This is a genomic window from Runella sp. R5_40 (genome assembly GCF_057652295.1).
The window spans coordinates 443901-466935 of sequence record NZ_JBYFCH010000001.1 but is presented as its reverse complement, the minus strand read 5'-3'; the positions used below and the strand labels follow the sequence as shown (position 1 = coordinate 466935).

At 46.8% G+C, this 23035-nt stretch carries 15 protein-coding genes and 1 pseudogene; 8 read left to right on the top strand and 8 right to left on the bottom strand.

Annotated features, from left to right (window positions below; all coding sequences use genetic code 11):
• Positions 1 to 31: 31 nt before the first annotated feature.
• Complete coding sequence (locus AC23N5_RS02050) at positions 32 to 2620, bottom strand: TonB-dependent receptor (RefSeq protein ID WP_487754304.1); 2589 nt, start codon at positions 2618 to 2620, stop codon at positions 32 to 34.
• Positions 2621 to 2831: 211 nt separating this feature from the next.
• On the opposite strand from AC23N5_RS02050, the gene AC23N5_RS02045 reads away from it, so the two are divergent.
• From AC23N5_RS02045 to AC23N5_RS02025, 5 genes are all read left to right on the top strand, one after another.
• Complete coding sequence (locus AC23N5_RS02045; protein ID WP_487754303.1) at positions 2832 to 6674, top strand: PVC-type heme-binding CxxCH protein; 3843 nt, start codon at positions 2832 to 2834, stop codon at positions 6672 to 6674.
• Positions 6675 to 6846: 172 nt separating this feature from the next.
• Positions 6847 to 9243, top strand: coding sequence for a carboxypeptidase-like regulatory domain-containing protein (locus AC23N5_RS02040; RefSeq protein ID WP_487754302.1), 2397 nt, complete (start codon positions 6847 to 6849; stop codon positions 9241 to 9243).
• A gap of 48 nt (positions 9244 to 9291) precedes the next feature.
• Positions 9292 to 9876 carry a Crp/Fnr family transcriptional regulator gene (locus AC23N5_RS02035; protein WP_487754301.1) on the top strand — a complete coding sequence of 195 codons (585 nt, stop codon included), beginning with the start codon at positions 9292 to 9294 and terminating at the stop codon, positions 9874 to 9876.
• Between the two features lie 78 nt (positions 9877 to 9954).
• On the top strand, positions 9955 to 11241 hold the full coding sequence (locus tag AC23N5_RS02030; RefSeq protein ID WP_487754300.1) for a parallel beta-helix domain-containing protein: 1287 nt from the start codon (positions 9955 to 9957) through the stop codon (positions 11239 to 11241).
• Between the two features lie 27 nt (positions 11242 to 11268).
• The gene (locus AC23N5_RS02025; RefSeq protein ID WP_487754299.1) at positions 11269 to 12366 is read left to right on the top strand and encodes an SO2930 family diheme c-type cytochrome; all 1098 of its coding nucleotides are present in this window, start codon (positions 11269 to 11271) and stop codon (positions 12364 to 12366) included.
• A gap of 25 nt (positions 12367 to 12391) precedes the next feature.
• Here the strand turns inward: AC23N5_RS02025 and AC23N5_RS02020 are convergent, their stop codons facing one another.
• The 7 genes and pseudogenes from AC23N5_RS02020 to AC23N5_RS01990 form a co-directional block, all read right to left on the bottom strand.
• Positions 12392 to 13240, bottom strand: a complete 849-nt coding sequence (locus tag AC23N5_RS02020) for a hypothetical protein (RefSeq protein WP_487754298.1) — start codon at positions 13238 to 13240, stop codon at positions 12392 to 12394.
• A gap of 4 nt (positions 13241 to 13244) precedes the next feature.
• On the bottom strand, positions 13245 to 13514 hold the full coding sequence (locus AC23N5_RS02015; protein WP_183978322.1) for a Txe/YoeB family addiction module toxin: 270 nt from the start codon (positions 13512 to 13514) through the stop codon (positions 13245 to 13247).
• Positions 13511 to 13771 (bottom strand): hypothetical protein, encoded by a 261-nt coding sequence (locus tag AC23N5_RS02010; protein ID WP_487754297.1) that lies wholly within the window; start codon positions 13769 to 13771, stop codon positions 13511 to 13513. Before AC23N5_RS02010 ends, AC23N5_RS02015 begins: the two co-directional genes overlap by 4 nt.
• Positions 13772 to 13801: 30 nt before the next feature.
• Complete coding sequence (uvrA, locus tag AC23N5_RS02005; protein WP_487754296.1) at positions 13802 to 16654, bottom strand: excinuclease ABC subunit UvrA; 2853 nt, start codon at positions 16652 to 16654, stop codon at positions 13802 to 13804.
• Between the two features lie 39 nt (positions 16655 to 16693).
• Positions 16694 to 17089, bottom strand: coding sequence for a hypothetical protein (locus tag AC23N5_RS02000; protein ID WP_487754295.1), 396 nt, complete (start codon positions 17087 to 17089; stop codon positions 16694 to 16696).
• A 2-nt stretch (positions 17090 to 17091) separates the two neighbouring features.
• A pseudogene (locus AC23N5_RS01995) lies at positions 17092 to 17550 on the bottom strand (ADP-ribosyltransferase); the annotation flags it as partial.
• Between the two features lie 166 nt (positions 17551 to 17716).
• Positions 17717 to 20941, bottom strand: a complete 3225-nt coding sequence (locus tag AC23N5_RS01990; protein WP_487754294.1) for a S41 family peptidase — start codon at positions 20939 to 20941, stop codon at positions 17717 to 17719.
• 273 nt (positions 20942 to 21214) lie between these two features.
• Here AC23N5_RS01990 and AC23N5_RS01985 point away from each other — a divergent pair, with 273 nt between their 5' ends.
• The 3 genes from AC23N5_RS01985 to AC23N5_RS01975 are packed head-to-tail and all read left to right on the top strand — an operon-like array spanning position 21215 to position 22989.
• Positions 21215 to 21433 carry a hypothetical protein gene (locus AC23N5_RS01985; protein ID WP_487754293.1) on the top strand — a complete coding sequence of 73 codons (219 nt, stop codon included), beginning with the start codon at positions 21215 to 21217 and terminating at the stop codon, positions 21431 to 21433.
• Complete coding sequence (locus AC23N5_RS01980) at positions 21430 to 21684, top strand: Txe/YoeB family addiction module toxin (protein WP_487754292.1); 255 nt, start codon at positions 21430 to 21432, stop codon at positions 21682 to 21684. Before AC23N5_RS01985 ends, AC23N5_RS01980 begins: the two co-directional genes overlap by 4 nt.
• A gap of 36 nt (positions 21685 to 21720) precedes the next feature.
• On the top strand, positions 21721 to 22989 hold the full coding sequence (locus tag AC23N5_RS01975) for a glucuronyl esterase domain-containing protein (RefSeq protein ID WP_487754291.1): 1269 nt from the start codon (positions 21721 to 21723) through the stop codon (positions 22987 to 22989).
• The last annotated feature ends 46 nt before the right edge of the window (positions 22990 to 23035 follow it).

Sequence of the window (23035 nt, the reverse complement as noted above, 5' to 3'; positions counted from 1 at the left end):
TTGTTCACTGCTTGAAGTACCGTTGTTGGAATTAGAAATTAAACCGAAGTTTACCAAAGAAAGAGCGACCTACGTAGCCCATCTGTACAGATTCGTACATGCCTCCCGTTTCGCTTTCGTTGGGGTTGTGGTTGTTGGTATAAGTGCCTAGTAGGTTAGAGCAGCCGATGATTAACCGAGTACCTTTTTTGAGCAAAAAGCCGACGGAGGCATCAGAAATAACACGGGCGTTGTAGATGTTTGAGATGTAATTCCCTTGGTCGTCTTGGCCGTGGCTTTTGATGTCAATTTTGGAAAACCCAATAAAACGAAGATTCGCATTAAACTTGGGTTGTTGAAGTGCAAAGGTCAGGTTGAATTTATATTTTGGCGCAGCATATAAAACGTAAGACTGGTCACGTTCCGAAAAATAGTACTCTTCTTTTCCTGCCAAAGACGCCGTTGTGTTGATTTTTCCCAAAGAAAGGTGGTTGTAATTCATGGAAAACATCGTTTCGAGCTTTCCTTTTTCACCAATTTCTGAAAAAGCCGTTCCCACAATGTCCACCCCATAACTTTGTGTACTCAGGGCGTTGGTAAAAAATAAGGCCGATTTTACGTCCAAAGGTTTGAGGTATTTGGCAAGGTCGGGGTCGTCTTCGCTAAAATCGCCTGTCAACAAAATACGGTTTTTGACCGATACATAATAACCATCCACAGTTAGGCTAAAGTTGGTATTGGGCTTAAAAACAGCACCTGCGCTGGCGTTGATGGCGGTTTCTTGCTTGAGAGGTTGGACCCCAAGGGCGCGCGTAATGGAGCTATTGTTGGCGGCCAGTACTTTTTCAAAAGAGACTCCATCTACAACGTCGTTGAAAATAGAGCTAAAATGCGACTGGGCCAACGAAGGCGCGCGGAATCCCGTACTGGCCGATCCTCTGAGGGCGAAGGTTTCATTTACTTTTAGTCGAAACGAAACTTTGGCATTGAGGGCGTTCCCAAAATCGCTATAACGCTCAAAACGAGTCGCAAAAGTGGCCAACAGCGAGCGCGTAAGGTCGGTTTCTAGGTCAGCATAAGCGCCCAAATTGGTACGAACAGCATTCACTTCGTTGTCGGGCCGATAGCCTGGGAATGTCTGAGCACCGCCAGGCAAATCGGCGGCGTTGGGGTACTTTTTCCAAGAAGCTTCTTCACCAGCAAACACATAGTAGTCTTCAACCCGTAATTCGGTACCTAGCGCTACGTGGGTCGTACGCAGGCCATTTCGAAATTTGCGCGTTAGGTGCGCTCCTGTCACGTTTTGCAATAACCCAAAGCCGCCTGCATCAAACGAACGGGGCGAGTTTGCTCCCAACGAAGCGTTGAGGGTATTGGCAACGGTATAGTGCATTTGGTTTTGGCCAAAGGTATTGTTGATGTCAAAGTTCCAAGCATTGTTGGTTTTGGTCTTGACGCCCACTGAGAGCGTTCCGTCCCAAATTTGTGACAAAATACGGGGTTCAAAACCATTGGGATAAATCGCTTTGATGTTCCGTTCGTTGTCGGCCTCATACGTCCAAGAATTGGCATCCGTACCACGTGATTGAATACCGCCAAAAGCATAGAAAAACAGTTTTTTCTGACGGTTAAATGGCGCTTCAGTGTTAAAATACACACTATAACTGTTCACTTTGGCATCGCCAAATTTGGCACGTGGCACTTCGCTATAGGCACTGTAAGAGGGGCGGTATAAGCGACCACGGCCCATGTAGTCGGCGGTTACATCAAAAAAACCGTCGTTTTTAAGTGCTTTCCCGTAGTGTAAACTGTAGTTTTGAGAAAAGCCATCTCCTTGGTCGGTAATGCTGTGGTTGGTATTGACTTTTAGTCCATTGGTGCTAGATTTCAGTACAATGTTAATAACGCCCGCAATGGCATCCGAACCGTACTGGGCACTGGCGCCATCGCGTAATATTTCGACGCGGTCAATCGCCGCTACTGGAATGGTGTTGAGGTCGGTAGGGGTGTTGCCACGACCTGTGGTTCCAAACAAGTAAATAAGCGAAGCTTGGTGCTTACGTTTACCATTGATAAGTACCAAAACTTGGTCTTGGCCTAGCCCCCGCAATACCGACGGGTCAACGTGGTCGGCACCATCCGAACCCGACTGGCGGTTGGAGTTGAACGAAGGGAGTACAAAATGGAGTAGTTGACTCAAATCCAACTGTCCAAAGGCATCGGCAAACTGCTCAATCTTGAGGTTGTCGATGGCCACGGGGGTGTCGGTGTACGTACGGGTATTGGCGTCGCGCGTGCCGACTTCGGTTTCTTCCTGCGTAAGGTCGCTAGAAACGCGCATGGAGATGTTGAGTTGATAATCGACAACTCCAAAACGAATGAGGGTGCGGTAGGTGACGTAGCCTGGCATTGTAACTCGGACAAAATACTCACCTCGACTGACGGGGATACTGTACCTGCCATCGCGCCTTGTGGGGGCTGAGACATCAAGTCCTTCGACTGTGACTTGGGCTCCGATGAGGGGCTTACCTGTTTGATTTTCATACACGCGCCCTGTGAGTTGTTGGGCAATGACGGCAGAATAGGCAATAATGAGCAAGAGTAAAGTTGTAATAACTTTTCTGGTAGAGAATAGCAGCATGATGGATTAGAGTAGTGTTGAGGTCAATAATTTCTACTTTGTTAAAGTGGTTTTTTATGAGTTGTGTCTTGACTTTGGTATATGCCTCATTTTTGAGCCACCTAAAAAGTAGCGTTATATTAAATCAATTGTTTGAAAATAACAATGATTTGTAAAAGGAACATTTTGTATTTGAATGCTTTTAAGAATAAATAGGCTTAATTCAATAGATATGAAGAGATTATCTGCGTTTTTGGGATTCATTTTATGTTTATTAGTAGGAATGGCATTCGTTCCAAAGGAAAAACAACAGTTGAAAATTCCGCCAAAAAAGTCGGTATTACATGCTGTTTACGACTCAAAAAACTCAACCATTTCGGTGGCTCGTTTAGGTATAAAGCAGCCGATTTTGGTACAAAATGTAAAACCCGACCACCGACCTTATCTGCACCCCATCGTGGCGCCCGATGGTAAGGGGATTCTGACGGAGTACAGCCCAGGTCATCACAAACACCAAACGGGGATTTACTGGGGATTTACGCGGGTCAACGGCCGCGATTATTTCCATCATCCCGAAGGCGATTATTGGCGTAAAGTTTCGGCCAAAGTCATCAAAGCACAGGGCACGGAAGTGAAATGGGAAACAGTGTATGACCTGCTCGACGAAAAAGGCAACGCCGTACTGACCGAAACCCAGACGTGGGTGATGCGCGAACAGGATGGCCGCTATCTGCTGGATTTGGAATGGGCGGGCGAAGCCCAAACCGACGTCACCATCGGTAAGTACGACTACGGCGGGCTGTTTGTACGGATGCCGTGGAAGCAGGGCATTAAAGGAGAGGTAATTAATGCGGCTCGCCAGAAAAATGAGAAGGCTGAGGGGCAGCGTGCGGGCTGGGTTGATGTAGGTATGCAGATTGAAGGTCGTTCCGACTGGGCGCATATCGCCATACTAGATCACCCCGAAAACAAAGGCTTTCCGCAGCATTGGCGGGTGGACGGTCAGCTGGGAATTGGTCCTGCGAAAGCGCGTCTGAGCGACTGGCAGATTCCGAAAGGAAAAGTGGAAGTGATTAAACACCAGCTGGTGATTTATACGGGCGAGCTCAATGATGTGAAAATGAACAACACGTGGAGCGACTACAGCGGACAGGAAATGATGTATTCGTTGTGGGGCATTGCGCAGCAGGAAGGCCGCGACGCTAAATTTCTGACGCCCGAAGAAGCTATAGCCAACATGACGTTGAAGGAGGGTTTCAAAGTAAATACGTGGGCGTCGGAACCGATGATGACGCAGCCAATGGCCTTTTGCTGGGACGACCGTGGTCGCTTGTGGGTGGCCGAAAACCGCGATTATGAATCGCGCGGAAGTGGTTTTTCCAACGCAGGAAACAGCCGTATCCTGATTCTGGAAGATACCAACCACGACGGCGTGGCTGATACCAAAAAGGTGTTTCTAGAAGGTATTGCCTTTCCTGCGGCCATGGCGGTGGGTTTCGACGGGCTGTATCTGGGTGCTCCGCCAAACCTGCTTTTTGTGCCCGACCGCAACCACGACGACGTGGCCGACATGAACGATATTGAGGTGCGCTTAACGGGCTGGGGCATTCGCGACCGCCACGAAACACTGAACAGCTTGCATTGGGGACCCGATGGCTGGTTGTACGGCTGTCAGGGGTTTGCGACCCCGTCGAAGGTGCGTAAACCACAAGGCAAAGGCAAGCTGTATCGCCACAAAGACCCGTTCCCCGAAGACTTGTTGCAAGGGGAAGGCGTGGACATCAACGGCGGGGTGTGGCGTTATCACCCGACTAAAGATAAATTTGAAGTGGTAGCGCACGGGTTCAGCAATCCGTGGGGAATTGACTACAACGCCAAAGGGCAGCTGTTTATCAGCGCCTGCGTGATTCCGCACATGTGGCACATCATTCTGGGTGGGATTTATCACCGTCAGGGTGGTCAGCACTTTAACCCCTACATTTACAGCGACATACGAACCATTGCCGACCACAGCCACCGCTCGGCCCACGGCGGGGCGCGGGTGTATCAGTCGGACGCGTTTCCTGAAGAACACAAGGGGCGTATTTTTATGGCCAACATCCACGAACACGCCGTTTTATCGGATGTACTGGTGCCGCGCGGGTCAGGGTTTGTGGCCAAACACGGTGACGAACTCCTGATGGCAAACAACGCTCAGTGGGTGGGATTCAGCATGGAAGTCGGGCCTGACGGCGGGCTGTATGTGCTCGACTGGCACGATGCCGACATTTGCGGTAAGGAAGTGGTGAACGGCGAAACGGGGCGAATTTTCCGAATTATGCCCAAAGAATCACTGGCCAAAAACTGGGACGGCCGCTACGATGATTTATCAAAACTGACGGATAAACAACTCGCCGCCCTGCAAACCAGCCCGAGCGACTGGCACGCACGCCGTGCACGGGTGATTCTACAGGCACGCGCCGTCAAAGGAAGCATTGCTGCCGATGCGGTGACGGAACTCCAGACTATTTTTCAACAAAACGCCAATTCCGATTTTCGTCTTCGGGGGATGTGGGCGTTATACGTGACCAACCGATTGTCCGCCAACGATTTACAGGCATCGCTGGCCGACAAGGATGAATACGTTCGGGCGTGGGCGATTCAGTTATTGTGCGAAGACAAAGCCCCTAGTTCGGCGGCATTGGTCGCATTTGCGAAAATGGCCAAAGACGATCCTTCGCCCGTCGTTCGGTTGTATCTGGCATCGGCCATGCAGCGGGTAGATACTGAAACGGCGTGGAAAATAGCGGAGCAATTGTCCCGTCACGGCGAAGACAACGAAGACCACAATTTGCCTAAAATGATTTGGTTCGGACTGGAACCACTGGTAAAAACCAACCCGCAAAGGGCGCTGGAGTTGGCCGCTCAGGCGCAGATTCCACTGGTGTCAAAATACGTAGCCCGTCGGTTGATTGATGCCAATGCGCCAGAAAGCGTAGTCGGAACGTTGGTAAAGTTCCAAACTTTGCCAAAGCTCAATGTTGTCAGTATGCTGGAAGGGATGCGGGACGGGCTGGAAGGCCGTTTTGACCTCAAAGCGCCTGCCAACTGGTCGGGGTTGTACACCAAACTCAAACAAAGCGGGGGGGAAACCGCCCAACTGGCGTTACAGATTGCCCAGCGTTTTGGCGATACCGAAGCCACACAAAAGTCGATGGTGACGCTCAAAAACAAAAATGCGCCGTTGGTACAGCGTCAGCAGGCGTTGCAGGCCATTGCCGTTCGCAAGCGCGAGGAACTGGTGGCCGAAATTCCTGCCTTGCTCAACGAACCAAAACTGCGTTTGGACGTGATTCGGGCCATTGCCGATTATGACAAAGAACCGCTGGCGAAGTTGTTGATTTCGAATTACAAAGACTTTACGGCGACCGAAAAACAACAGGCCATTCAGACCCTTTCGTCGCGGCCAAAATACGGCTGGCAGTTAACGCAAGCTCTTAAAAATCAGGTCATCCCCAAGCGGGACGTGCCGCCGTATGCCGCACGACAGTTGCTGCGGGTAGTCGGTAGCGGGTTCATCGAAGTGTGGGGGCCGATTGAGCAGGAGCCATCGCTGGAAAAATCGTACGCCAAATACCAGCGCATGATTACCGAAAAAGCCGTTGCGGCGGCCAATCCCGTGAAGGGCGAAGTGGTGTTTCAGCGGACGTGCGGAAGCTGCCACAAAATGTACGGTAAAGGCGGCAATATTGGCCCTGATTTGACAGGCTCCAACCGCGCCAGCCTCGACTACTTATTGTTCAACGTGCTGAATCCCAGCGGCGAAATTCAGGACGATTACAAACTCGTCGTCGTCACTACCCGCGACGGGCGCACATACTCAGGCAACGTCATTGCCGAAAACGAGCGTCAGTTGACGATGCGGATTGTGGGGCAAGATGCTGTGGTTGTCAACAAATCCGCCATTCAGTCGCGGGAGGTAATGCCCACGTCGTTGATGCCCGTCGGTTTGTTCGACAACCTGTCGGAACAGGAAGTGCTGGATTTGGTCAAGTACCTGCGGTCGGTGAAAGGCGAGAAGCAAGCAAAGAAGTAAAAAGATTCGCGCTGCCGAAAGTTTGAGCTTTCGGCAGCGGGGAAAGTAATTAAGTACATACTGACATTTTTGAATTTAAATTGTACTTCGGTTGCTTCCCTTCGGTTGTATGGAGACCCAATAAAAATTAACTTTCTCACAACCTTTGTTCAATAAGTCAATCCATTACCCTATGCGAAACCACTATCTTCTAGCTTGTTTATTGATACTGAGCCACTGTTTTGGTATAGTGGCACAAACCAAAACCCAAACCGTGCGTGGACGAGTGATTGACCGTGTCAATCGGCAACCGATGGTGGGTGTATCGGTGATGGTAGTGGGGACGACGCAGGGAACCCAAACCAATACCTTGGGTGAGTTTGTGCTGCCCAATGTGCGCATTGGTCGTACGTCGGTGAAGTGTTCGATGGTTGGTTATGAGGATTTTACAACGGAAGAGTTTATCCTCAACTCAGTTCGAGAGGTGGTATTGAACATCGAATTGAAAGAAAATCTATACAATTTACAAGAAGTAAAAGTTGTGTCGGCACAAAACCTCAGTCGGCCTGTCAACGACCTCGCGTATGTCAGTGCGCGTTCGTTTACGGTGGAAGAAACCGAGCGCATCCCTGCGTCGGTCAACGACCCTGGGCGGATGGCGTTGGCGTATCCAGGCGTAAAAGCAGGGCGTGACGAAAACGAGAATAAAATCATTGTGCGAGGCAATTCTCCTTTTGGCATTTTGTGGCGTTTGGAAGGTATCGATATTCCCAATCCCAATCACTTTGCCCAGCCTGGTTCGGGGGGCGGGGGTATTTCGGTGTTTAGTGCCCAACTTCTCGGGCGCTCCGATTTCTTTACGGGAGGAATGCCCGCCGAATACGGGAATGCCTTGTCGGGGGCTTTTGATATTCGTTTTCGGGAAGGAAACCTACAAAAACGAGAATATCGCGCCAAAATCGGGGTACTGGGACTCGATTTCTCGACCGAAGGAGCCATTAAAAAAGGACGTTCGTCGTACCTTATTAACTACCGTTATTCGACATTAGGACTGTTGAGCCAAATGGGTTTTTATTTAGTAGGCGAACGTGTCACGAACCTTTTTCAAGACTTATCCTTCAATTTGGCGTTTCATAGCAAAGATGGCAAACGTACTACGACCGTTTTCGGGTTAGGAGGTCTCAGTGAAGAACATTATATGCCCGTGGAGCCTGCCGAAAAACGAATAGTGGGAAAAGCCGATAACTGGGAAGACCGCGTACGACCTGCCAACATGGGGGCGTTGGGCGTGACGCATACGGCGAATCTCAGCGAAAAATCGTCGATAAAATACGTAGTAGCGGTGATTGGAAGTGGCATTAAGCGCAACTCGGATACGCTCAATTTGCAAGATGTACGGTTTCGGTACGATACCCAACAATACGATGAGTTTCGACTGGCCGCTACTGCCGCTTATAATTATAAATTTGATGCCAAAACACGCCTAAAAGCAGGACTGATTGCCAACCATATTCAGTTTTCGTTCTTTAAAGAAACCGCCCCGCGCGCTTCCGTGACCGATATTAATGTCCTCAACGCGGGGCGCCAGCAGTCGGTCAATGGCAAAGGAACGACCCAAACGGTGCAGGCGTACGCGCAAATTGTCCGCAACCTGACCGACCGATTGGTGATGAATGCGGGCTTACATTCGATGTATTTGGCGTTAAACAATACAACTTCTTTGGAGCCACGCTTATCGTTTCAATACCGTTCGCCCAAGGCGCATACGGTGAGCTTGGCATACGGGCTTCACAGCCAATTGTTGCCGATGAGTACCTATTTTTACCTCAAAAAAGACACCATTGCGGGAAAAATTGTGGAATCTTATCCCAACCAAAACGCTGCTTTCCCACGGTCACATCATTTGATTTTGAGTTACAATTACATCACACCAAGCTTGTGGAAGTTTTCGACCGAAGTGTATCTACAACTGTTGCGCAAAGTCCTTGTAGAACCCAATGCGGGTTCGGCGTATTGGATGCTTAACGGCGCAGATGGCTTTCCTGAGTTTACAACGGTGGCGAAAGGCAAAGGGAAAAACTACGGAATAGATATGTCGGTCGAGCGCTTTTTCTCGAAAAAATACTACTTGCTTATCACAGGTTCGTTGTTTAACTCGACCTACCAAACCGCCGATGGAAAAACCTATAATTCGGCTTTCAATGACCGATTTAGCACAGCGCTGACGTTCGGACGAGAGTTTACGTTTAAAAATGGTTCGGTGTTTCAACTAGGCGCTCGTTCGATGTACAATGGCGGGTACCGATATACCCCGATTGATGTGGTGGCATCGGCCAAAGCCAAGCGTTTTGTCCCGCTCGCAGGGGCTGATTATGCCGCCCAAGCACCTGCTTATTTCCGCGTTGACGGGCGGGTGTCGTACCGTTCCAACCGCAAAAAGTACGCAACGGTGCTTTCACTCGATGTCCAGAATGCGACCAATTACATCAATTATACCAGCACCAGCTATAACGTCGCAACCAATACCCTCGAAGCACGCCGCGCAGGAAATGGATTTGTACCAGTGTTGAGTTATCAAATTGATTTTTAGGCGCTTGTGCGCCGTTAACTGTTATTCGTTATCCGTGGAGGGTTTTCTATGCAGTCGGAACTTGATTTTATTACGTATTTAGAAGCATTTATTCCGCTGTCGGTGGAGGCGAAAACGGCTTTGTCGGACGTTCTGAAAGTGAGGCAATACGCTAAACGTGAGCATATTGTACCGTTGAATGGCGTCAACGATGTGATTTCGTTTGTGGTAAAGGGATGCGTTCGAGAATATTATCTCAATGAACAAACCGAAGAAGTAGTGGTGTGGTTTGGACTCGAAAAAGACATTGCGGTGTCGTTGCCAAGTTTCATTTCCCAACAACCGAGTCACACGGCGATTCAGGCCATTGAACCTACCAAAGTGATCCAAGTAAGTCGCGCGGATTTGTATCAACTGTACGACCAATTTCACGAGATTGAACGTTTGGGACGCATCATTGCGGAATATTATTTGATGAACAGCGATGCGTACATCAAAGAGCTACAAACACAAAATGCTGCCGAACGCTATCAGCACCTGATGGAACAAAAACCCCAAATTTTGCAGCGCGTGCCGCTGTCGATGGTGGCCTCGTTTTTAGGAATCAGCGGTGAAACCCTCAGCCGAATCCGCGCCAAACGAGTAAGTCGTTGATTTTTTGACAAATGTCAAGAAACAGTCTGCCAATAAGACGGTACTTTTGTCCAATAACCATAAACCTCTCACCTGTACATGAAATTATTAACAACCCTCGTCGGGGCTGTCATGGTAGCCGTCTTGATGACCGCCTGTGGTTCCAAAGAAACCAAAAAAAGTAAGCTAGACATTGCCGCTTTGCCCAAAGCTACGCCCGAGCAAATGGAGGCGCTGGTTGCAAAGTTTATTGAAGCAAAAGAAGGTGAAACGATTGAAATTCCCGAAGGCTTTTACCAAATGAATACCCAGTTGATTTTAGATAAAGTCAACAAAGTAACCATCAAAGGAGCGGGGATGTATAACACGGTGTTGTCCTTTAAAAACATCAAAACGGGAGGCGAAGGGGTGAAAATTGCGGGCGATGGCATTACGCTGCAAGATTTTACCGTCATGGATGCGCCTGGGGATTGCATCAAAACGCAACATTGCAACAACATCACGTTTCGGGCAGTGAACACCACGTGGACCAATGATAAAAATTCTAAAAATGGTACTTACGGCATTTATCCTGTTCAGTGCAAAAATGTATTGGTAGAAAAATGCGAAGTTTCTCACTCGCGCGACGCGGGGATTTACGTGGGGCAATCGGAAAACATCATTGTTCGCGACAATTATGTGTTTGAAAACGTAGCGGGTATCGAAATCGAAAATTCGGACAATGCCGAAGTGTATAATAACCTTGCTGAAAACAACACGGGAGGAATTTTGATTTTTAATTTGCCAGGTTTGCCCAAGGCTTTTGGTTCGCGTACGAAAGTGTATAACAACACGCTCAAAGAAAACAACCACGAAAACTTTGCCGAGGTGAGCAACGGTCAAAATGGCAATGCCGTAACGATGATTCCTCCAGGAAGTGGCATTATTGTCTTGGCAGGAAATGAGGTGGAGATTTTTAATAATAAAATCTTGAACCACAAGACATACTCAATTGCCATCGCAAGTTATCACATCACCGAATTGCCCATTCCTAACCACCCAGGTTGGTCGCCGTTTACGACCAACGTGTCGGTGCATGACAATACCTTTGAGCGAACGTTCGGGGTGCCTGACTTAACCAAAGAAATGGGGAAATTGGTGGCGGCGAAGTGCTTTAAATCGCAAGATGTGATTTATGATGGCATCATCGACGAGAAAAAAGGAAAATCGGCGGAGCAAAACCCGATGAATATTTGCATCAAAGAAAACCAGAAAGATTTTCGTTTTTCGCGCTTCTTAATCCCTGCCAGCGGTGCAGTCACCGAAATCGAGGTATTTAATGATGTCAAGCCGTTTGCTGCGTGTAATGTAGATGTAAAAACGGACGTGAAAAATCTAAACCTGTAAGGTTTGTAATAACTGTTTTCAAATTTTATGTTTAAATCAAAACTCATCTGGTTATCGCTCGTAATGATAACAGTAGGTTGGTTGTACAGTTGTAGGGTTCAAAACAGCTTAACGGCGCACCCTTCCCAACTGAATTTTAGCGAATTTCCCCTTAAAAAACTCTCAGAATACGGTTTTTATAAAGGAGAATTAAAGCAATTGTCCCCCAACGATAACGTACTTGAATACGAACCTGCCGCGACGTTGTTTACCGATTATGCCTTTAAAAAACGCTTTGTTTGGATGCCCGAGGGTACATCGGCGACGTTTGACGTGAGTCAGCCCAACGAACCGTTGGATTTTCCTGATAAAACAATTTTGGTCAAAAATTTCTACTATCCCCAAGATTTCTCCAAACCGACGGGCGAACGTCGTATTCTTGAAACGCGCCTGTTGGTAAAAGACCAAGGAACGTGGAAAGCCTATCCCTATCGCTGGAAAGACGACCAAACCGAAGCCGATTACAAAATAACGGGTGAAACGATTCCAGTAAACTGGAAAGACGAAGCAGGGCAAATGCACCAGATAAATTATGCCATTCCCAACAAAAATCAGTGCAAAAGCTGCCACAATCGGAAGGACGTTTTTATGCCTATTGGGCCAAAAATCAAGCAGTTGAACCACGAACTTGCCTACCAAGACGGCAAAGAAAACCAGTTGGCACGTTGGCAAAAAGTAGGGTATCTAAAAGCCAAAGCAGAAGATATTGCTAAAATTGTGCCTTTGGTGGGCATGAACGAGGCGAAGGCGTCACTCAATGACCGTGCGCGGTCGTATTTGGATGTCAACTGTGGGCATTGTCACCATGCCAATGGCCCCGCTTCTACGTCGGGTTTGTACCTGAACGTCGAAGAAAAAGACCCGTTTCATTGGGGGGTGTTGAAATCGCCTGTGGCAGCGGGGATGGGGGCAGGGCCTTACCGATTTGACATAAACCCAGGCAAGGGAAAAGAATCCATTCTTACCTACCGCATGAATTCGGTGCATCCGGGCGTAATGATGCCCGAAATTGGCCGAGTGAGCATCCACAAAGAAGGCGTAGCGCTGATTACGCAGTGGATTGATGGGTTGGAGAAGAGGAAATAGGAGGTGATATAAAATAGTACCTATTTCAAGAGGGAGATGTTATTTTTATATCAAATAGAGGTTTTTGGCGTATTTTGTTGACTAAGTCGAAGTTGATAGGGTCAGGTTCAAAGAAGACTTTTGCGGGAACCGTTTCAATTGTAGTAGTTTGGATAAGGTCTAACCTTTCGAGCCTTTCAATTAACTCGTAATATGACAGGAGAAACTTACTGTAAGAATTGATATTTGAGTTAAAGGAAATACGATCAAGGTCAGAGCCTGTTTCTGTTATCACGTAATCATTTAAAAAAGGCTCTTCTTGTTCTGGAATGTATTGAATTTTATCATGAATTGCATGAACTATCGGATGATAAACCCCAAAAAAACTATCCAATACAATTTTGAATTCATTTAAAAAAAATGTTCTATGTTGATCTGTTAAGTCAAAAGTGCCTGTTGACTCAATCAGGTGAATCAAGCTATTGAATCTAGGTAAAAATGTTCTATCTGTGTAAAGAAAGACGTCAAGCACATTTGGGCCGGTGGTTTTACCAGCAGGATTATGAACATCTTTGAAAGAATCTGGATCCTCAATATATAAACTCTGATGATGCCTTTCTAATGCTTGTAATAACAAGTCAAGATTTGTTGCGCTTTTAGAGTGATTATTTGAGGAACGTTGGTCTTGAAAGGTACGATAAACAAGGACAAAGGTAATGAGTCCAATAACAGGGGAGAATAGTCCACCAAACGTATCTCCAAGAGGACCTGAAACAGCAACTGTATCTTTGAGGTTGCCATAGTGTAATATCAGAGACCCAAGAAAAACGACGGTACAAATAGCAGTAAGTACAACATTAATGACTAATCTAGGATCTTTCAGGAGATTTTTCATACCTTCATTTGTCGCTGTAATGTCCTTTAACGGAGATAATTAAAATAAGCTCATCAGATTCCACTCTATATACCAAACGGTGCTCATCAGTTATTCTGCGAGACCAATATCCTTTCAAATCCCCCTTCAAAGGCTCCGGTTTTCCAATGCCTTCGAAGGGATGTCTGCGAATATCTTTTAAAAGCTCATAAATGCGCTTGAAAACATTGCGATTGTAAATTCCCCAATCTGCAAAATCATCAAAGGCATCAGCATCAAAAACCAACTTTCTCATTTTTGTAATAGTCGCTTAGCCATGTCATCTAGCTCATCCTCTGAAACTTCTACGACCTGAGTCCTTGATTCTACATTGGCAGCGGCCTTTTTTAATCGTGTCCAATAAGCATCTTCACTTTCAGGTTCATTAAGCCCAAAATCGTGCGAGGCGGTAACCGTAATTTGTAATTCCTGCTGATTTTTAAACAGTGTTTTGATTACTTCAATAAATTCGGTATTCAGTTCGTCGCGGCGTAACACAAAGGTTGATTCCATAACTTTATTGGTTTTCTTCAAAATTACACATTACTCCAACTCCATCTTCAAAAACTTCCCAGTAAAGCTTTCCTTTACTTTCGCTACTTGCTCTGGCGTGCCCTCACCGATGATGCGCCCGCCGCCGTTTCCACCTTCGGGGCCAAGGTCAATGACGTGGTCTGATACTTTGATGACATCCAAGTTGTGCTCAATAATCAGTACCGTGTTTCCCTTGTCGGCGAGTTTATCCAAGACATGAAGCAAATGTTTAATGTCCTGAAAATGAAGCCCCGTCGTAGGTTCGTCCAAAATATAGAGCGTTTTGCCTGTGTCTTTTTTAGAAAGTTCTTCGGCCAATTTTACCCGCTGTGCTTCCCCTCCCGACAAGGTAGTGGCGTGTTGGCCAAGGGTGATATAACCTAAGCCTACGTCGTTGAGGGTTTGAACTTTACGGTGGATTTTGGGAATACTTTCAAAAAACTCCAGCGCTTGTTCCACCGTCATGTCGAGGACATCGGCCACGGATTTTCCTTTGTATCTTACTTCCAACGTTTCACGGTTAAAACGCTTGCCTTTGCAGGTGTCACAATCAACGTAAACGTCGGGCAAAAACTCCATTTCGATTTTTTTCATTCCCGCGCCTTCGCAATCCTCACAACGACCGCCTTTTACGTTGAACGAAAAACGTCCAGGTTTGTAACCACGAATTTTGGCTTCGGGAAGTTCGGCAAACAACGTACGAATTTCCGAAAATAAGTTGGTATAGGTAGCAGGATTGGAGCGAGGCGTGCGGCCAATCGGTGACTGGTCCACCTCAATTACTTTGTCGATATGCTCTAATCCTTCGATGTTTTTAAAGGGAAGAGGCTCGCGTTTTGAATTGTAAAAATGGCGGTTGAGAATCGGGAACAACGTCTCGTGAATGAGGGAAGATTTCCCGCTGCCGCTCACGCCCGTTACGCTCACCATTTTACCAAGCGGAAGTTTGAGCGTTACGTTTTTGAGGTTATGCCCCGTTGCACCTTTCAACACAATGGCATTACCGTTTCCTGCGCGGCGTTTTTTAGGAATTTCGATGGCGCGGCGGCCACTCAAAAAGTCGGAAGTGAGAGAGCCGTTCTCAAGAAACTCAGCGGGAGTTCCGTGGCCTACCACTTGTCCGCCGTGGCGTCCCGCGCCAGGGCCGATGTCGAGGATATAATCGGATTCGAGCATCATGTCTTTGTCGTGTTCGACGACGAGGACAGTGTTGCCCAAATCCCGTAGTTTTTTCAATGAATCAATAAGGCGAACGTTGTCGCGTTGGTGCAATCCGATACTGGGTTCATCCATGATGTAAAGCACGCCCGTAAGCTGCGTCCCGATTTGCGTAGCCAGACGAATACGTTGCGCTTCGCCCCCCGAAAGGGTTTTTAAGGGACGGTTGAGGGTAAGGTAATCCAAGCCAACGTCTAGCAAGAAACCAATTCGCTTTCTAATTTCCTTGAGCACTTCACGGCCAATCAACCGCTGACGTTCGGTGATACGCTCTTCCAGTCCGTCGTTGATCCAGCGGCTCAATTCGCTAATATCAGCTTCGGCCAGTTCCGCAATGTTTTTATCCCCAATTTTAAACCAAAGTGCTTCTTTTTTCAAACGAGCTCCCTTGCAATCGGGGCAGGTATTGATGTGCATAAAATCCTTGAGCCATTCCTGAATTTTCTCCGTTCCGTTTTCTTGCTGACGGCGCAAAAACGGAATGATGCCCTCGTATTTGGTGTTCCACTCGGTGCCTTCGTACTTTTTGGAAGGCACGGGCACAGGCTCGTCGGTGCCGTTGAGCATAATGTCAATGGCCTCAGCGGGAAACTTCTCAATCGGGGTATTGAGGTTTACTTTGTAAGGTTTGAGTAATACTTCAAGTTGTTTGAATATCCACAAATCGCGGTACTCGCCGATGGGAGCAATAGCGCCTTTGCTGAGACTGAGGGTTTTATCGGGCAAAATACTGTCTTCCGTAATTTCCTCAATCACGCCCAGTCCTTGGCACGTAGGGCACCAGCCGTAAGGGGAGTTGAAGGAAAAACTGTTGGGAGCAGGGTCGTCGTAACTGATTCCCGACTCAGGATCCATGAGGTTTTGGGAGAAATAATGCACTTGGTTTTTTGCGTCCAAAAGCATCATTACCCCTTTTCCTTGTTTGAGGGTAGTTCCGACCGATTGACTCAATCGAAAACGATCATCCGTTTTTGGAATCAACCTATCAATAACAATTTCGATGTCGTGGATTTTGTAACGGTCGAGCTGCATTTTGGGCGTAATGTCCTGCACTTCACCGTCCACCCGCACTTTGGTGTAGCCTAGTTTGGCAATTTGAACAAACAATTCGCGGTAGTGCCCTTTCCGTCCTTTGACGACAGGGGCGAGTAGGATAGACTTTTGATTCTCAAACTGACCGAGAATTTGGTCAATGATTTGGTCTTGCGACTGCTTAATCATTGGTCGCCCCGTGGCGTAGCTGTAAGCATCACCTGCGCGGGCGTACAAAAGGCGCAAAAAGTCGTAGATTTCGGTTACCGTCCCGACCGTAGAGCGGGGGTTGCGCGAGGTGGTTTTTTGTTCAATGCTAATGACGGGACTGAGTCCTTCGATTTTGTCCACGTCGGGGCGCTCCATGTCGCCCAAAAAACCACGAGCGTAGGCCGAAAAGCTCTCCATGTAGCGGCGTTGGCCTTCGGCGTAAATGGTATCAAACGCAAGGGACGATTTTCCACTGCCGCTGATACCCGTTACTACCACGAGTTTATTTCGCGGAATGGTAACGTCGATATTTTTTAAATTGTGTTCTCGGGCGCCCATGACCTCAATGCGGTCGTGGCCTGTGAGTTCGATGTCTGTTAAAATAGGCTGATTGTTCTCCATGAATTGGTAACGCAAAACGAAACCGTAAAGTTACCAATTCTATTGGGAGGGCGTATTAGGGAGCAGCTCTGTTTCGAGCGAAGATTGAAATTTTTTGTGCAAACGCCACCCAGGAATAGTGTTTAAGTATTGTTCGTCGTTTTTAGTACCTTCTGCTGCTTCAATTAGAGAGAGGGAGGACGTTGGGTTTTGTGCCTCAAATAAATCTTGAAGTTGGTCTAATAAATTGATTAGACGAGTTTTGGTTTGTTTTGATAATTTTTTGTTTTTTAATCTCTGCTTTATATCATTCATAAAATCAGTAAGAATCTCTTTATTAATAAGCATGTCAGCTTCATCGTAACTTTCCTGGTAAGAAATACGTAGCGATTCTAAAAGATTGTGTGAAAACAAATCAGGCTTTTCTTCCTTAGGTTTATGAGTAAGTATAGCCATAATCAAATTTCGTAAAGTAACACATTTAACAAATTACCGCGCTCGTCTTGCAAAATATCAACAACCTCAAAATTAGTATTACACCGAAATAATACTTCTCGCTCATTTTGAGAGTCATTTATCCCAAAGTTAGCAATATGCTCAATCTTTTTACCCGTTTTACTGTAAATTTTTATGGATGTCTTTCCAAACATGTAAGCCGTTTCTTTGCTTCGACTTGAGGAGCAGAATTGACTTTTGGTTATAATCTCATCTTTCTCAAATGCTCTAATGTATATTTCTGCTTGCTTTTGAGATAAATCTTCACCTCGATAAACAACTCCTTCATGGTCGGGTAATTTTGACAAACATTCATTAAGAAGTTGGGCAAACAGTGGTAAAGTCTGACCTTGATTTAATCGCAGTTGTTCATTTACATCTTCGTATCCAGTTACAGAATATTTATAGATAATTGCCTTCTCAAAATTTGTGAGTAAAGGCTCTTGCCTATCTTTTACTAACTAAATTTCTTGCTGTAAATAAGCTATAGCGTATTCTTCTACTGTCATATTCTAACGATAATTGTCCAAAAACCCCATTGATAGACCCTAATTAGAGCCACCAATGAGGCTTTTGAAGATGCTTCCTCTACTTCACCTCTTTCACCAATTCTTCTACGGCACGTTCTAGCTGTTGGTCCTTGCCTTTGCCTACTACGTCGTACTCGTTAGAAACCTTGATGTTGGGTTCGGTTTGGGCGTTTTCTAGGTAGGTGCCCGCCATGCTTTTCACTCCCACAGGCGGTACGCCCCAGCGGATACTTGGGTCTTGTAATGTTTCCCAACCTGCAAACGTACAAGTTCCTGGTACGGGCATCCCGACGAGCTTATTGAGCGAAGCCGCTTGTGTCATGTGGGCATAACAGTGGCCGTCGGAATAGTTGGCTTCGTTGGCCAACGAAATGCTCGCTTTGCTCCAACGATAGCTTGGCTCCGAATAAATAACCCGTTTGTCGGTGGAGTTGTACATGTAGGTTTTACCCGAAAAGAAAGTGGCCAAATCCGATACCAAGTCGCCACCGCCGTTGTTGCGGGTATCGACTACAATGCCTTTTTTGAGCGCATATTTACCCATTACTTCGTCGTACGTGACGCGGAAAGGCCCATCGGCCATGCCAGGAATGTGAATATAGCCCAGTGTTCCGTTGCTCTGTTTTTCTACTTCGTCTTGGTTGCGGCGTACCCAGCGTTTGTACAACAATTGGCTTTCTTCGCCCACCGAAATAGGTTTTACCACTACTTCACGACGTGCTGTGCCTTCAAGCAAAGTCAATAAAACGTTTTTGCCCGACTTGCGATTCAAAAACTGCGCATAGTCACGGTCGGGCATAAGGGTTTCGCCGTCGATGGCTTCGATGATGGTTCCTGCTTTGATGTTTAAGCCTGCTTTGTCAAGCGGGCCATCTTTTATCACTTCTTCTACGCGCATTCCTGTTCCTGTAAAACTTTGGTCGTAAAAAACACCCAACGCAGCCGTAGCGTCGGCTCCCGCAGCTCCTCCTCCAAAATACGAAGCGCCCGAGTGTGAGACGTTAAGTTCGCCTAATAACTCTGAAAGCAATTCCGAAAACTCATAGTTATTTCCGATATGAGGAAGGTGTTTTTCGTAATCAGGTTTGTAGCTATCCCAATCCACGCCGTGGAAAGTAGCCGTGTAAAAGGTAGTCTTGGTACGGCGCCATACGTGCTCAAACATAAACGCCCGTTCGGCCGCCACGTCGAGGTTCATTTCGCCGCTGATGCCAATGCTTTCTTGTTTGCCAGAAGTAGGGTCAATTTTCGAAATTCGCCCGTCGGAGTTCAAGAAAATAGATTTCTGTTCTTTGTCCCATACCATGCTACCACCGCCGTTGGCATTGAGTGCCACAAGCTGTTTGGTTTCGCGGGTGCGTAGGTTGGTGCTCCACAGGTTATAGCCTTTTTCAAAGCGCGAAAGATAATAAAGCATATCGCCATCTTTGTTGATAAGGGCATCCGATAAGTTGGATGAATGAATGGTCAAACGGGCTTTGCGCAATTCCAACCCGTCGAGTTCAATCACCACCGTCGAATCTTTTTTGGCATCTTTCTTTTTGGTGGTATCAGCTTTCGCCGCTTTTTCTTCTACTTCTTTGGCCAAAGCGGCTTCTTCTTTGCTCAATTTAAACTTATCGAAAGCTGCTTGGGTAAAAAACATCGCATAAACGTCTGATTGAGAATTGCCTCCCTGAGAAAGGCTTTTCAAACCTTCGCGGTTGCTAAACCACAACATGGTTTTTCCGCCTTGCACCCACTTGGGACTTTCGTCTTCAAAGCCACTTTGAGTAAGGTTGGTGATTTTACCTTTGCCGTCGGTAGAAATAAGACCCACTTCGCCTTCGCGGAGATTGGGGATTTTATAATCAAACAAAAACCACTTTCCGTCGGGACTCCATTGAAAATACTGGTCGTGGTCGCCCCACGAAAACAAGTCTTGGTTAGTCAGAATGGTACGGGTTTGTTTGGTAGCCAACGTAAGGATTTTGAGCGTCGCGCGGTCTTCCACAAAGGCGATTTCTTTGCCGTCGGGGGAATACTTTGGCAGGTAGTTTTCTTTCTCATTGGCAATGAGTTCGCTTTCTTTTAACAAAGTAGAGGCATAGAAGTACGGTTCTTCTTTGCGACTAATGCGCGTCTCGAAGATTTTCCAACGGTTGCCCCGCTCCGACGAATACACCAAGGCTTTTCCATCAGGTGAAAAACTTACGCTCCGCTCTTGGCCTGCGCTGTTGGTGATGCGTTTGGTGATACCGCCTTCCACCGAACTGACAAACACTTCACCGCGAAAAATGTAAGCGACTTCTTTTCCATTGGGTGAAACGGCCATGCTGCTTACGCCACCGTTGACCGCAAGTACACGGTCGTTGTTGGCGCGGGTATCTGCCGCGATGCTGACGTTTACCTTCTTTGGACTTCCTCCCTCGGTGGGGTTAAGGGTGAAAATTTCGCCATTAAACCCAAAGCAAAGTACTCCGTCGTTAGCACGGCTTAAAAAACGAACAGGGTGTTTTTTGAACGAAGTAATGGCTTGGGACTGAGCCGTATTGTCCAATGAAAGTTTGTGAATATTGAACGAACCATTGGCTTCGCTTAGGTAAAAAAGCGTTTTGTCATCGTTCCAAACGGCGTTGCGGTCTTCGCCTGCGAAATTGGTGAGCTTGGTATGTTTCTGGGTTTTGGTGTCATAGACCCAAAGGTCTCTTGCGATGGCAGAAGTATGGTGCTTGCGCCAAGCATTTTCGCCTCCTTTGCGGTCGTGATAGACAAACTTGCTGCCGTCGCGGTTGTACTTGACGTCTTCGGCAGGAGTGGTCAGGAGTTGTTTGACGCGGCCTCCGTTGATTGAAACACTGTACAATTCGGTCATGTAGCCCGCAGGGTACTGACGGTTGGTGGCCAAATCTTGCCGAGCACTTCCGAAAACAACGCTTTGGTTGTCGGTGCTAAAATCATAAGGAAGTTCATTGGCCGAATGGAACGTAATGCGCTTGGCTTCCCCACCTTCGACAGGAATGGTAAATACATCGAAGTTGCCGTGGCGGTCGGAGGCAAAAGCGATTCGTTTGCCATCGTGCGACCAGACGGGCATGTAGTCGTGGGCTTCATGGAGGGTGAGTGGAACGGCCGCTCCGCCCGAAGCAGCAACTTTCCAAATGTCTCCTTTGTACGTAAAAACGATGGTTTTGCCATCGGGGGAAATGCTAGGATAGCGGAGCCAAGAAGGGGGTGTTTGTGCGTGGCTCAACGTACTCCATACCACTAGGCAGAGCGTAGAAAAGTTAAAAATGTTTTTCAATGGACAAATAAGGTTTAATGATGAAATGTAAATGGGAATAAAAAAGGGCCTAACCAGAAAAACCAGCATAAATATCCTAATAGACAGGCGATACTACCAAAAAAGAGCAAAGAAATTCGCTGAGATAGCGACCAATGGTTGAAAAGAATCTTAAATCCCCAATAAATGTATATGCAAATGAGAATTGGATTGAGGTAATAATCAAGACGATAACAGCTTAATTTGGCGAAGCTACTGCTAGAACTTATATTTGTTTACCAAATAATTACGAAAATGAAAATTGAGTTAGAAGTTCCTGACCATAAGGTAGCTTTTGTAATGGAGTTGTTGACAAGTATTCCATTTATCAAGGCGAAACTTTCTTCAAAAAAAGCAAAACAGGACACAACTGAGTATTTATTGAGCTCGGAAGCGAACAAAGAACGTTTACTTGCTGCGATTGAAAGGTCAAAAAATGGCGAAGTTGTTGCACATAACCTCTTAGAAGAATGACGTTATCATGGGATAGAGAGGCATGGGAAGACTATGTTTTTTGGCAACAAGTTGATAAAAAAGTACTAAAACGCATTAATGACCTAATAAAAGAAAGCCTTCGGACTCCATTTGAAGGCAAAGGGAAGCCAGAAGCCCTGAAGGGTAATTTGAGTGGTTATTGGTCGCGTCGAATTACGGATGAACACAGGCTTGTGTATGAAGTTAAACAAGATAGTATTCACATTATACAGTGCCGTTTTCATTATTAAATGGCCCAAGGTAGAAAATACAAAAAATAACGACGTATGAAACAGATAGCCGTAGCCTTGGTGCTTGGGTTGGCAGTTGGAAAAGCAGTTGCGCAAAAAATCCCCGTCAATTACGACGAAAGCCAAATGCCAGCTTATACGTTGCCCAATCCATTCGTACTTCCCAATGGAAAACCCGTGGCGTCCGTTTCGGTATGGGAAAAAACACGTCGCCCCGAATTACTCAAGCTATTTGCCGAAGAAGTCTATGGCGTGAATCCTTTTCCGAGTACTATCAAAAGTACGGTGGAGGTCAAAACCGTCAACGAAAATGCGTTGGGTGGGAAAGCCATTTCCAAACAAATTACCCTACGTTTTCCAACCATTTCGCCTAATGCGGCGCTGAATGTTTTGTTGTATTTGCCCAAAAATGTGAAGAAAGCCCCCACGTTTGTGAGTCTCAACTTCACTGGAAATCACAGCACTACCCACGAAAAAGAGGTATTGGTGACGGAAAACTGGGTCAACTCAGGTTTTGATAAAAGTTTTGTCAACAACCGTGCGACCGAAGCCTCACGCGGTATTGCCGAACGACGTTGGCCTTACGAAGCGATTGTTGCCCGCGGATACGCCGTCGCGACGGCCTATTACGGCGACCTTGAGCCAGACCACGCCGAAGGTTGGAGAACGGGCATACGCTCCGTGCTGACCCCTGAGCAACGCGAAAAATGGAGCGCTTTGGGCGTATGGGCGTGGAGCATGAGCCGCATGGTCGATTACTTGATTCAGCACGAAGGGCAAATAGACGCAAAAAAAATCATTGGCGTTGGACATTCGCGCATCGGAAAAGCGACGCTCTGGGCGGGTGCCGAAGACCCGCGTTTTGCGGTGGTGATTTCCAACGACTCGGGCGAAGGAGGGGCGGCATTGGCTCGCCGATGGATTGGTGAGACCGTCGAACATCTGAACACGCAATTTCCCCATTGGTTTTGTGCCAACTACAAAAAATATAACAAAGCTGTGTCGGAGTTACCCGTTGATCAACACGAGTTGTTGAGTTTAATTGCTCCCCGACCGCTTTACGTGGCAAGCGCTTCCAAGGATACGTGGGCCGACCCCAAAGGTGAGTTTTTGAGCGCCGTGGAAGCGGGAAAAGTGTATCAATTGTACAAAAAAACGGGTTTAGGTACTTCCGAAATGCCTGCGGTAAATACGCCTGTAGGACAAACAATCGGCTACCATTTGCGCGAGGGAGGTCACGATATTTTGCTTTACGATTGGGAACAATACATGAACTTTATCGACAAGCACATTAAAATCCAATAAACCCACTATTTTTGCAAAATAAAAATATCAAATAAGCTCAGTTTGT